Genomic DNA, 12,108 nt, shown 5'->3' on the forward strand with positions numbered 1-12,108 from the left:
AGAGTCGAGCTTGCTCGACTGGCGCAATCATCGCCCCACGCCGGCCGCCCGCGCGTTCAGTACTTCAACCGCAACTCTTCCACCTGCGGCTGCTGCGCGGCGTACCAGTCCTGGAATTCTTCCTCGGTAATCTCATCCGGCGCGTACACCGCGATCGGGTGCCAGGGGTGGTCGGTGGGCAGCGGCTGTCGTGGGCCCGCGCGCAGGCTGTAGCTCACGCCCTGGTAGTCCACCAGATCATCGACCTGCGGCCACTGCTCGCGCGCGAACGCGGTTTCACTCTTCAACAGAATCACCTGGTACATCGGCACCTCCACTGCCTTGGAATCGGAAAAACCCGGCGCTGGCCGCAGCATACCGCCGCCACCGGCACCGCACCTGCACCGCCACGGCGACGCAATGTTCTGGACACCACCCTCGCCCGGGCTTCACCCGGCCATGGCAGCGGCGTGGGCAAGGTGGGGAACCGACCGCAACCCCGCATGATCATGACCGACCTGCCGACGCTGAAGACCGTCACCGACCTCAAGCTGCCCCGCTACCTGGGCACCTGGTACGAGATCGCCCGCCTGCCAATGCGCCACGAGCCGGACGGCTGCACCGACGTGTCGGCGCACTACCGCCTGCTGGACAACGGCAACGTGGGGGTGACCAACCGCTGCCGCATGGACGGCGAAGTGGAAGAGGCCACCGGTGAAGCCAGCGCCGTGGACAACGACAGCGCGCGCCTGGAAGTCAGCTTCCTGCCCAAGGGCCTGCGCTGGCTGCCGTTCGCCAAGGGCGACTACTGGGTCATCCAGGTCGCCCCGGACTACAGCGTGGCCCTGGTCGGCAGCCCCGACCGCAGCTACCTGTGGCTGTTGTCCCGCCAGCCGCAGCTCGATGCCACCGTGCGCGACCATTATCTGGCCACCGCGCAGCAGCAGGGCTTCGATCTGTCCGAACTGATCCACACCCCGCACACCGGCCACCCCACCGCCTGAGCCCCTGCCCCCATGGACCTGAAAAGTGGCTACCCGTGGTGGGCGGTGCGCAACGGGCTGATGCATGCGTTCCCGCCGCTGCAGCAGGACCTGCAGTGCGACGTGCTGGTGGTGGGCGGCGGTGTGACCGGTGCGCTGATCGCCGATGAACTGTGCGGCCATGGCCACGATGTGGCCATGATCGAACAGCGCGACATCGGCTGGGGCAGCACCTCGGCCAGCACCGCGCTGCTGCAGTACGAGATCGATACCCATCTGCTGGAACTGGCCAAGCAGTACGGTGCGGACGCGGCCACCGTGGCCTACCGGGCCTGCGCCGAGGCCCTGCCGGCGCTGCGCGATGCCGCCCGCGGCCTGCGTGGCGTGGATTTCCAGCGCATGGACAGCCTGTACCTGGCCAGCCGCAGCCGCGACGTGCCGCGCCTGATGGCCGAGGGCGATGCACGCCGCCGCGCCGGCCTGGATGCCCGCTGGCAGACCCCACAGCGCCTGCGCGAACACTTCGGCGTGGATGCCGGCGGCGCCCTGCTGACCCGGCAGGCCGCGCGCGTGGACCCCTACGCGCTGACCTATGGGCTGCTGCAGCGGCTGCAGCGGCGCGGCTGCGGTGTGTACGACCGCACCGTGCTGGAGGCCCTGCAGCCCGGCCCACGCGGCGTGACCGCACGCACCGCCGCCGGCGCGGTCATCAAGGCGCGTCATGTGGTGCTGGCCATGGGCTACGCCACCCAGCACTGGCTGAAGCCACGTGTGGCCCGCAACCGCAGCAGCTACGCCTTCATCACCGACCCCATCGATGCGCAGGTGCTGGGTCCCCTGCAGCAGACCATGGTGTGGGAAAGCGCGCGGCCGTACCTGTACCTGCGTGCCACCGACGAAGGGCGCCTGCTGGTGGGCGGGCTGGACGATGCCATCGACGTGCCTGCGCGCCGCGACCGTCGCGTGCAGGGCAAGGCCAGGCAGCTGATGAAGCAGCTGCTGCACTGGTTCCCGCAGTTGCAGCCGACCCCGGCGTTCTCGTGGGCGGGCACGTTCGCCGAGACCGCCGACGGCCTGCCGTTCTTCGGCCCGCACGCGCAGTGGGGGCCACGGGTGCACTTCGCCATGGCCTACGGTGGTAACGGCATTACGTATTCGATGATCGGCGCCGGGTTGCTGCGCGCCGGGCTGGAGCGGCGGCGGCACCCGCTGCAGGGCCTGTTCGGGTTTGAACGGCGGGCGTGACGCCCGCCTTGCGTAGAGTCGAGCTTGCTCGACTGGTTCTGCCAACGGCAGTCGAGCATGGCTCGACTCTACAAGGGCGGCAGAGCGGCAGTCGAGCAAGCTCGACTCTACCGGCCGGCTACAGGCATCATTCAAGCAACGCCTGCTAGCGTCGGCCTGTACCGCCGCGTGTTGCGCGGCCCCTTGCGTTGGAGCGTCGTGATGATCCGCCCCCTGTCCCTGCTGCTGTGCCTGGCCGCCCTACCGGGCGCCGCGCTTGCCCAGTCCGCCGCCGGTGCCACCGCGCCGCAGGCCTCGGGCCTGGACCTGTCGGTGCCGCAGGCGCCGATGCGCTACCTGAACGACCCGTCCCTGCCGCAGGACCCGCCCGGCACCTACTACGGTGACAAGAGCGGCCCGCGCGTGCATGACGATGCAAAGATCGCCAACGTGCAGGACGACAAGCTGAAGGTCTCCGGCAGCTTCACCACCGGCATCGGCTATTCGAAGAACACCGGCAACAGCCACTACAACGCCGCCACCCTGAACCTGAGCAAGAACTACACCACCGATGAAGGCAAGACCCGCGGGGTCAACGTCAACATCCATGTGAGCGAAGGCAAGGGCCCGGGGTACTTCGGGCCCTATGGCGGCGGTTACTACGGTGGTGGCCCGGGGTATTGGGATTACCCGCCGCCGTACGGCTGGTAAGCCGAAGACCCGGTAGGTGTCGACCTTGGTCGACACGCTCTGCCGACCAAGGTCGGCAGCTACCAAAGCCGATTGCCCGGTAGGTGTCGACCTGGGTCGACACGCTCTGCCGACCAAGATCGGCAGCTACCAAAGCCGATTGCCCGGTAGGTGTCGACCTGGGTCGACACGCTCTACCGACCAAGGTCGGCAGCTACCAAAGCCGATTGCCCGGTAGGTGTCGACCCGGGTCGACACGCTCTGCCGACCAAGGTCGGCAGCTACCAACGCCCGGTCAATCCAGCCAGCCGTCGCGCTCGCTGTGCAGGATGCGGCCCTCGTAGCCGCTCAGGCGCACCTCCACCTTCTGGTTGCGGGCATTGCGCGCTTCCAGCGACCAGGTCGCGCCATCACGTTCCAGCGAATGGATCTCGCGCAGGCCCTGCGCCTGCGCCTTGGCCAGCACCTGTTCGGTGCCCAGCAGCGCGCGGCCGTTGTGCTCATCGAAGATCTCACCGGTCTTGGGGTCCACGTAGACCTCGCTGAAACGGCCATCGGCGCGGCTGACGTCGGCCTCCCACAGGCCGTCATCGCGCTCGATCTCGTGAATCTGGGTGTAGCCGGCCTTGCGCAGGGTCTGTTCCACCTGGGCGATGCCCAGCGGGGCGGCCTGGGCGGCGGGGGCCAGGGCGAGTGCGGCCACGGTGGCCAGGGCGAGGGACTTCAGCATGGGGGTTCTCCTGTTGGGGCCGGACCAGCCCGGCAACACCAGCTTGCCCACTCCGCCTAACAGGCCCTTAGCCGCGCCTGTTAGTCGATGGTTAGCCAGCGCTGGCACACTCGCGCCAATTCCCGCTCTCCATCCATCGCATCACGCCGTGAACGTCTTCCCTGCCCTGTCCCTGCTGCTGGCCCTGGCCAGCGCCCCCGTGGCCGCCGGGCCCAGCCAGGACCCGGAACAGCAGGTGGCGCGCCGCGCGGTGCAGCAGGGCCGCTATGTGCCGCTGGAGAGCGTGGTGCGTGATGCACTGAAACGCCACGCCGGCCAACTGCTGGAAGTGGAGCTGGACGACGGCGTGTACGAAGTCGAGATCCTGCGTGCCGACGGCGTGGTGGTGGAGCTGGACTATGATGCGCGCACCGGCAAGCTGCTGAAGACGGAGCTGGACGACTGATGCGCATCCTGCTGGCCGAGGACGACGAGGCCCTGGCACTTCGCCTGCAGCCACTGCTGGAACAGGCCGGCTACGTAGTCCAGGTGGTGGCCGATGGCCGCCAGGCCGAAGAAATCGGACAGGTGGACGACATCCAGGCCGCCATCGTCGATCTGGGCCTGCCCGGCCTGGACGGCCTGAGCGTGATCGAACGGTGGCGCAGCAACGCCCGCACGTTCCCAGTACTGGTGCTGACCGCGCGCGGGCGCTGGCACGACAAGCTGGCCGGTTTCGATGCCGGTGCCGACGACTACCTGACCAAACCCTTCCAGGCCGACGAACTGGTCCTGCGCCTGCGGGCACTGATCCGCCGCAGTCACGGCCACGCCAGCCCGCGCCTGCAATGCGGCCCCCTGCAGCTGGACGTGAACGCCGGGCGCTTCGAGCTGGACGGTGAGGCGCTGGCGCTGAGCCCGCAGGAATTCCGCCTGCTGAGCTGCTTCATCCACCACAGCGGCCAGGTGATCGGCCGCGACCGCCTGGGCGAACACGTGTTCGATGGCGGGCTGGACCCCGATTCCAACGCGCTGGACGTGCTGCTGGGCCGGGTGCGGCGCAAGCTGGGGGTGGATCTGATCCAGACCGTGCGCGGCCAGGGCTGGCGGCTGGCCCCGCCGTGAGCGGGCAGCCTTCGCTGCGGCGCCGCCTGCTGCTGGCCGGCGGCGTGGGCCTGCTGCTGGTGTCGGTGCTGGCCAGCGCGCTGCTGGGCGAGCTGTACCAGCGCAGCGCGCGCGATCGGCTGGACCAGGAACTGCAGCAGGACATGCTGACCCTGCTGGCGCAGGCAGAAATCGGCGCCGATGGCCAACTGCACCTGCGCCAGGAACCCAACGATGCGCGCTTCCAGCGGGTGTTTTCCGGCGCCTACTGGCAGGTGGCCGATGAAGCCGGCACGGTGCTGCTGCAGTCGCGCTCGCTGTGGGACGAAACGCTGCCGGTTACCGGCAACGGCCCGGCAACACGCGACCTGCCCGGGCCGTTGCAGCAGTCGCTGCGCGCACGCGTGCAGCAGGTGCGCCTGCCGCGCGCCAGTGGCCCGTACCTGGCCGTGGTGGCCACCGATCGCAGTGCGCTGGACGCCGACGTGGCGACCTTCCGCCAGCGCACGGCCATCGCACTGGCCATCCTGGTGGCGGCGTGGCTGGCGGTGCTGGCCAGCCAGGTGCACTTCGGCCTGCGCCCGCTGCAGCGGCTGGGCGCGCAACTGGAGCGCGTGCGCCGCGGCGAGGCGCAGCAGATCGATAGCACCGGCCTGGGTGCGGAGATCGCGCCGCTGGGCGAAGAACTGAACACCCTGCTGGACCACCAGCAGCGCATGGTGGCGCGCGCACGCACCAGCGCGCAGGATCTGGCGCACGCACTGAAGACGCCGCTGAGCGTGCTGGCGGCCGAAGCGGACGGCGACGGCCACGACTGGCGCCGTACCCTGCGCGAACAGGGCACACGCATGCAGGCCAGCGTGGACCGCTACCTGGCCGCGGGCATCAGTGCCGACCACCGCCAACGCACCGAGGTGGAACCGGTGGCGCAGGCGCTATGCGGCCTGATGGCGCGCGTACACGGCGAACGTGGGGTGACCTTCGTTGCAGAGGCGATGGCACCGGCACTGCGCTTCGCAGGTGCGGGCGAAGACCTGGAAGAAATGCTGGGCAACCTGCTGGACAACGCGGGCAAGTGGGCCACGCAGCAGGTGCGCGTTACCGCAGTGGCCGAAGACGGGCAGCTGCGCATCGACGTACGCGACGACGGCCCGGGCTTGGCCGCCGAGGCGCTGGCGCGGGTGACCGAGCGCGGCGTGCGCCTGGATGAGCGCGCCGGCAGCAGCGGCCTGGGGCTGGCGATCGTGGGCGATATTGCCGCCAGTTATGGCGGGCGTTTGGCGCTGCAGAACGCACAGCCGGGGCTGCGGGCAACGTTGTGGTTGCCGGTGGGGTGACCTGCCGCTGCGCTCGCCCCGCCCACGCCCGGTAGGTGTCGACCTTGGTCGACACACCATGCCGACCGAGGTCGGCATCTACCAAAGCAATCCAACGGTCCCGGCCACGCCATGCCGACCAAGGTCGGCATCTACCAAAGCAGCGCAACGGCCCCGCCACGATCGGTAGGTGTCGACCTTGGTCGACACACCATGCCGACCAAGGTCGGCATCTACCAAAGCAGCGCAACGGCCCCGCCACGACCGGTAGGTGTCGACCTTGGTCGACACGCCATGCCGACCAAGGTCGGCATCTACCAAAGCAATCCAACGGTCCCGGCCACGCCATGCCGACCAAGGTCGGCATCTACCAAGGCAATGCAACGGTCCCGCCAACGCAGGCAACCGCGTCCGCCGTCAGCGGTGGTGCATCCACCAGCAATCAATGGCGTCCAGCACGATGTGGATCATCAGCCCGATGCCCACCAGCCGGGTTTTCTTCGGCACGCACAGGCCGGCATACACCGCAATGGCCGGTGCAGTGTGCAGCGGGTGGAAACCGATGCTGCAGCGATTGGGCGCGTAGATCGGGTCGGCCAGCAGATGGTCCAGATCGATGATCCAGCCCAGCAGCATCAACAACCACGCCGAGGCGAAGCGCTTGCGCCAGAACAGCCATGCCAGCAGGGCTGGCACGGCGGCATGCAGGAACAGATGGAAGATCGCGCGCGCGCTCATCAGGGCAGGTAGCGCCGGGCCAGGCCCGGCGTTCCCGTGAACATCAGACCAGCGGTTCGTCGGACAGGTAGGTGTAGCCGGTCAGGCCCGCTTCCAGCGCTTCGGACAGTTCCTGCGCACGCTCCGGCGACAGATCGGCCGCCGCCACGCGCTGGGCGTAGGCCGCACGCAGGTCGTCCAGCTTGTAGCCCACGTAGTCCAGCATCACGTCGGTGGTATCACCGCGGCGCTGCTGGGTGATCGCGTAGCCATCGGCATCGGCCACCACTTCCACCGCGTCGGTATCGCCGAACAGGTTGTGGATGTCGCCCAGGATTTCCTGGTAGGCACCGACCATGAAGAAACCGATGCGGTAGCTTTCGCCGTGCTTGATCGCGTGCAGCGGCAGCGACGTGTCCAGGCTCTCGTTCTCGACATAGGTCTTGACCATGCCGTCCGAATCGCAGGTCATGTCGGCGATGATGCCGCGGCGGTCCGGGGTCTCGTTCAGGCGTTCGATCGGCACGATCGGGAACACCTGGTCGATCGCCCACGCATCGGGAATCGATTCGAACACACTGAAGTTGACGAAATACTTGTCGACCAGGCGCTCGTTCAGTTCATCCAGCGCCGGGCGGTGGCTCTTTTCGTCGTAGCTCAGACGCGCACGTACGCCGTGGGCGATGGCGTAGAACAGATCGTCGATGCGCGCACGCTGCGGCAGGTCGATCTGGCCCAGCGCGTAGCTGGCCAGGCCTTCGGCGTGGAAATGCTGCGCTTCCTGGAACAGTTCCACCGCCGGGCGCGTATCCAGTTCCTCGTGGATCTCGCGCAGGTGGCGGATCGAGGCCGGCTCATCGTCGTGCTGGTCGGGCACGCGGCCTTCCTGCGCCTGCTCCACTTCAGAGACGTTGGCGATCAGCACCGCGTGGTGCGCGGTCATCGCGCGGCCGCACTCGGTGACGATGCGCGGCGGGGCCAGGCCATGTTCTTCGCAGGCATTGGCCAGCGGCTGCACGATGTTGCTGGCGTACGAATTGAGCCCGTAATTGATCGAGCAGAAGCTGCGCGAACGGGTGCCTTCGTAATCCACGCCCAGGCCGCCGCCCACGTCCACATGGGTGATCTTCGCGCCCAGCTGTGACAGCTCGACGAAATAGCGGGTGGCTTCGCGCATGCCGTTGGCGATGTCGCGCACGTTGGAAATCTGCGAGCCCATGTGGAAGTGCAGCAGGCTCAGGCAGTCGGCGTACTCGGTATCGCGCAGCGACTTCCACAGGTCCAGCAGCTGGCGCGGGGACAGGCCGAACTTGGCCTTGTCGCCACCGCTGTTCTGCCACTTGCCGGCGCCCAGCGAGGCCAGGCGCATGCGCACGCCGAGGCCCGGCTTCACGTCCAGCGCCTTGGATTCTTCCAGCACCAGCTTCAGCTCGGAGGGCTTCTCGATGACGATGAAGGTCTGCAGGCCCAGCTTGCGGCCGATCAGGGCCAGGCGGATGTATTCGCGGTCCTTGTAGCCATTGCAGACGATCAGGCCACCCGGGCGCGACAGCGCCAGCACGGCCATCAGCTCGGGCTTGCTGCCCGCTTCCAGGCCGAAGCCTTCACCGTGGTGGCTGGCCAGGGTGCCGGCCACGCCGCGGTGCTGGTTCACCTTGATCGGGTACACGGCGGTGTAGCCGCCGGTGTAGTCCCAGTCCTGCTGGGCCTGGGCGAAGGCCGCCTGCAGCTTGCCCAGGCGCTGGCCCAGGATGTCCGGGAAGCGCACCAGCAGCGGCAGCTTGGCGCCGCCTTCACGCGCGGCGTCCACCACCTTGGGCAGCGATACCACCGGGCCGTCCGCCCCGGTCGGTCTCACCACCATGTGCCCGGCCTGATCCACATCGAAGTAACCATCCGCCCAATGCGGGATCGAGTAGGTCTTGCGGGCTTGGTCGAGGGACCAATCGGTCATTGCAGTCGGCCTTGTTGGCAATAAAAGGGGGGGCATGATAACGCCTATATGCCCACAGGTTCGTTATCATGCGCGCCCGCGCCCGTGGCAGGTCTGAACCTGAACGGGCCGATCCGTCCGGAAGCGAGGCACCCCGCCGTCAGCCCGGCTCCATCCCCTCCGAACAGGACCGTATCTCCATGACTGACAGCAGCAACTGGTACATCGAACACTTCGAACGCACTGGCTCGGCCATCGGCTACCGCATCACCGGCAAGCTGGACGAAGTGCAGTCGCCGTTCCAGAAGATCGAAATCTTCCAGACCACCGACTGGGGCAACCTGATGACCATCGACGGGGCCATCATGCTGACCAGCAAGGACAACTTCTTCTACCACGAGATGATCAGCCACCCGGTGCTGTTCACCCACGCCGCGCCCAAGCGCGTGGTCATCATCGGTGGCGGCGACTGCGGCACCCTGCGCGAAGTGCTCAAGCACCGCGGCGTGGAGAGCGTGACCCAGTGCGATATCGACGAGCAGGTCACCGTGATGGCGCGCAAGCACTTCCCGGAACTGTGCGATTCCAACGATGACGCCCGCGCCGAACTGCTGTTCGACGACGGCGTGGCCTACATGGCCAACTGCCCGGCCGGCAGCGTGGACGTGGTGATCGTCGATTCCACCGACCCGGTGGGCCCGGGCGAAGGTCTGTTCAACAAGGCCTTCTACGAAAGCTGCTTCAAGGCCCTGAAGGACGACGGCATCCTGGTGCAGCAGTCCGAATCGCCGCTGATGCAGCTGGAGCTGATCAACGAAATGCGCACGGAAATGGGCAAGGCCGGCTTCGGCTCGTTCAAGACCCTGCCGTTCCCGCAGCCGTGCTACCCCACCGGCTGGTGGAGCGTGACCATGGCCCGCAAGGGCGAGAGCGGCTTCGACTTCCGCCAGGCCGATTCGGCCGCCAAGACCTTCAACACCCTGTACTACACCGCCGCGCTGCACACCGGCGTGCTGGTGACCCCGCCGTTCGTGCAGGCTGCACTGAAGGGTTGATCCAAACAAAAACCCGCGCTGGCGACAGCGCGGGTTTTTTGCTGTCTGTAGAGTCGAGCCATGCTCGACTGCTCTTCTGCGGGGCTACCGCGATCTGATCGAAATGCAGTCGAGCATGGCTCGACGCTACAAAAGCGTGATCAGATCGCCCAGATACCGGCAATCACGGCCACCACCAGGCCCCACTTGATCACCTGGTAGGCCACCACGCTGCGTTCGCGCAGTGCCTTGGCCTTCAGGCGCACCTTGTACAGGCCACCGAAGGCCTTGTTCACGCCACCGGTCGGGTCACCGGGCAGGTTCGGCGATGCACCGCCGGCAAGCAGCGTGGCCGCCACGGCGCGGTTGAACAGGCCCGGCAGGCCGAAGCGCAGCGGGCGGGCGATATCGCAGAACAGAATCACGCGGTCCTGGTCGGTCTCGTTGTGCGCATGGTGGATATAGGTCTCGTCGAACATCATCCACTCGCCATCGCGCCAGCTCTTCTTCACCCCGTCCACCACGATGTAGCAGCCATCGTCGTTGGGCGTGCTCAGGCCCAGGTGCAGGCGCAGCGAACCGGCGAACGGGTCGCGGTGCGGGCGCAGTTCACTGCCCGGCGGCAGCTGCGCGAACATCGCCGCACGCACATCGGGAATCGATTCGATCAGCGCCACGGTCTTCGGGCACATGGCCTTGGCCGACGGGTGCGACGGGCCGTACCACTTCAGGTAGAAGCGCTTCCAGCCGCGGCGGAAGAACGAATTGAAGCCGGCATCGTTGTAGCTGCTGGAGGCGGCGATCTTCTGCGCATCGCGCAGCGCCAGCGCCTCATCGCGGATCACCTGCCAGTTCTGGCGCAGCGGTTCCAGCTGCGGCAGCTCCTTGCCCGGGTCCAGGAACGGCGTGGTCGGCACCTTCGAGAACAGGTACATGATCACGTTGATCGGGGCCATGAAGCTGGAATGGTCCAGCAACTGGCGCGACCAGCGCGCGCGGACCTTGCCGCGGAAATGGATGTACAGCACGCAGGCCACGAACAGCGCTGCCAGGACAATCTTGATGATCAAAACACTTTCCTCCAGCGGGTGCCGGACAGGGAAACGAACGATGCGGCCGCGCGGCCTGCACCAGGTTGGGGACGCGGCAGGGGACGGTGACGTGCCGGGTGGGAGCGGCCGCCGATGTCGCGGATTAACAGCTTATGGTCGGCAGCCGGTGGGCCGTGGTCAAGTTGCCCGTGCGTCCGGTTCAGCATCACGTGGCTGAACGGCTGGCCTACACTTCCCGCATGCCTGCCGTTGCGCCCCCCGATTACCCCGCCCTGAGTGCCCGCTACGCGGATTTCTTCCCCGGCCAGCCGACTGCCACACCGCGCAGTGAAGCCTTCCGCTGGGCCGGTGGCACGCTGCGCCTGGACCGCCACGGCCCGCGCCAGGCGCCGCTGACGGTGGTGCTGGTACATGGCGCCGGCGGCTATGGCCGCATGTTCGCGCCGCTGGCCGCCGCACTGGCCGACGCCGGCCATGAAGTGTTGGCGCCGGATCTGCCCGGCTATGGCTTGAGCCCGGCGCACTGGGCACAGGTGGACTACGCGGCCTGGAAGCGCGCCCTGCTGGCGCTGATCGACGCCGAGCACACCCAGCGCGCGCGCCCGATCGTACTGCTGGGCGCCAGCATCGGCGGCTATCTGGCGTATCTGGTGGCGGCCGAATCGCGGTGGGTGCGCGGTATTGCCGCCACCACTCTGGCCGACCCGCGCGACCCGGTGGTGCAGGCCGCGCTGGTGCGGCAGCCGTGGATGCGCGCCCTGCTGCCGACGCTGCGACCGCTGAGCCGGCTGACCCGTGGGCTGCGGGTGCCGGTGCGCTGGTTCACCCATATGCAGCGCATGTCACGCGATCCCGCCCTGACGGCCCTGGTCTGCGCCGATCCGCTGGGCGGCGGCAACCGGGTGCCGGTCGGCCTGCTGGCCTCGCTGTTCGGCACCGCCCCGGCACTGGAACCCGAACAATTCCAGCGCTGCCGCGTGCTGATGCTGCACCCGGCCTGCGACGACTGGACCCCCGTGGCCATCAGCGACCGCTTCTACCAGCGACTGGCCGCGCCCAAGCAGCGCGTGCTGTTGGACGGCTGCGGCCACTTCCCGGTGGAACAACCGGGGCTGGACCAGCTGCGCGATGCGCTGTTGCCGTTCCTGCAACGTATTGATAGGTAAAGGCATATTGGATAACTGAGACAGAATTGTCCGAGCCTGCGCGACGAACTGTTCCAGCCACGACCCCGACATTTCTACGACAAACCGTGGAATAGCGAACTCGGCGGTACTAAAATTGCACTTAACGAAAGTTTAGCTAATCCCCCCAGTCGTACCGGTTCGCTTGACGCTCAGCGCCGCCCACCGGGTCGTCCGAGACCC

At 67.5% G+C, this 12,108-nt stretch carries 13 protein-coding genes; 8 read left to right on the forward strand and 5 right to left on the reverse strand.

The annotated features are described in order from the left end of the window. Window positions 1-56: 56 nt before the first annotated feature. Entirely contained in the window at window positions 57-305 is a 249-nt protein-coding gene (locus C1933_RS18460) for a hypothetical protein (RefSeq protein ID WP_108751125.1), read from the reverse strand. 183 nt (window positions 306-488) lie between these two features. Between C1933_RS18460 and C1933_RS18465 the strand changes: the two genes are divergently transcribed. The 3 genes from C1933_RS18465 (at window position 489) to C1933_RS18475 (ending at window position 2,897) form a co-directional block, all read left to right on the forward strand. Next, a complete protein-coding gene (locus tag C1933_RS18465; RefSeq protein ID WP_108754890.1) occupies window positions 489-983 on the forward strand; it encodes a lipocalin family protein in 495 nt (164 codons plus the stop codon). A 12-nt stretch (window positions 984-995) separates the two neighbouring features. Further along, window positions 996-2,207, forward strand: a complete 1,212-nt coding sequence (locus C1933_RS18470) for an FAD-dependent oxidoreductase (RefSeq protein WP_108754422.1) — start codon at window positions 996-998, stop codon at window positions 2,205-2,207. A 201-nt stretch (window positions 2,208-2,408) separates the two neighbouring features. Continuing rightward, window positions 2,409-2,897, forward strand: coding sequence for a hypothetical protein (locus C1933_RS18475; RefSeq protein ID WP_108754423.1), 489 nt, complete (start codon window positions 2,409-2,411; stop codon window positions 2,895-2,897). 274 nt (window positions 2,898-3,171) lie between these two features. On the opposite strand, the gene C1933_RS18480 is transcribed toward C1933_RS18475, so the two are convergent. Further along, complete coding sequence (locus C1933_RS18480; protein WP_108754424.1) at window positions 3,172-3,606, reverse strand: PepSY domain-containing protein; 435 nt, start codon at window positions 3,604-3,606, stop codon at window positions 3,172-3,174. Between the two features lie 148 nt (window positions 3,607-3,754). Between C1933_RS18480 and C1933_RS18485 the strand changes: the two genes are divergently transcribed. The 3 genes from C1933_RS18485 to C1933_RS18495 are packed head-to-tail and all read left to right on the forward strand — an operon-like array spanning window position 3,755 to window position 6,026. Beyond that, on the forward strand, window positions 3,755-4,051 hold the full coding sequence (locus C1933_RS18485) for a PepSY domain-containing protein (RefSeq protein ID WP_234412201.1): 297 nt from the start codon (window positions 3,755-3,757) through the stop codon (window positions 4,049-4,051). After that, window positions 4,051-4,710, forward strand: a complete 660-nt coding sequence (locus C1933_RS18490; RefSeq protein WP_108754425.1) for a response regulator transcription factor — start codon at window positions 4,051-4,053, stop codon at window positions 4,708-4,710. The genes C1933_RS18485 and C1933_RS18490 overlap by 1 nt, the downstream gene beginning before the upstream one ends. Beyond that, a complete protein-coding gene (locus C1933_RS18495) occupies window positions 4,707-6,026 on the forward strand; it encodes a sensor histidine kinase (RefSeq protein ID WP_108754426.1) in 1,320 nt (439 codons plus the stop codon). Before C1933_RS18490 ends, C1933_RS18495 begins: the two co-directional genes overlap by 4 nt. Before the next feature lie 396 nt (window positions 6,027-6,422). Here C1933_RS18495 and C1933_RS18500 read toward each other — a convergent pair whose 3' ends face one another. Further along, window positions 6,423-6,743: a DUF6122 family protein gene (locus C1933_RS18500; protein WP_012512348.1), complete on the reverse strand. Its 321-nt coding sequence runs from the start codon at window positions 6,741-6,743 to the stop codon at window positions 6,423-6,425. Between the two features lie 43 nt (window positions 6,744-6,786). Beyond that, window positions 6,787-8,676, reverse strand: a complete 1,890-nt coding sequence (speA, locus tag C1933_RS18505) for an arginine decarboxylase (protein WP_108754427.1) — start codon at window positions 8,674-8,676, stop codon at window positions 6,787-6,789. Window positions 8,677-8,855: 179 nt separating this feature from the next. Between speA and speE the strand changes: the two genes are divergently transcribed. Further along, window positions 8,856-9,710, forward strand: coding sequence for a polyamine aminopropyltransferase (gene speE / locus C1933_RS18510; protein ID WP_108754428.1), 855 nt, complete (start codon window positions 8,856-8,858; stop codon window positions 9,708-9,710). Window positions 9,711-9,850: 140 nt separating this feature from the next. On the opposite strand, the gene C1933_RS18515 is transcribed toward speE, so the two are convergent. Then, complete coding sequence (locus tag C1933_RS18515) at window positions 9,851-10,756, reverse strand: aspartyl/asparaginyl beta-hydroxylase domain-containing protein (RefSeq protein WP_199911456.1); 906 nt, start codon at window positions 10,754-10,756, stop codon at window positions 9,851-9,853. A gap of 194 nt (window positions 10,757-10,950) precedes the next feature. Here C1933_RS18515 and C1933_RS18520 point away from each other — a divergent pair, with 194 nt between their 5' ends. Further along, window positions 10,951-11,907, forward strand: coding sequence for an alpha/beta hydrolase (locus C1933_RS18520; RefSeq protein ID WP_159094016.1), 957 nt, complete (start codon window positions 10,951-10,953; stop codon window positions 11,905-11,907). Window positions 11,908-12,108 lie beyond the last annotated feature (201 nt).

It is taken from the genome of Stenotrophomonas sp. ZAC14D2_NAIMI4_6 (assembly GCF_003086875.1).
In the GTDB taxonomy this organism is placed as follows: Bacteria; Pseudomonadota; Gammaproteobacteria; order Xanthomonadales; family Xanthomonadaceae; genus Stenotrophomonas.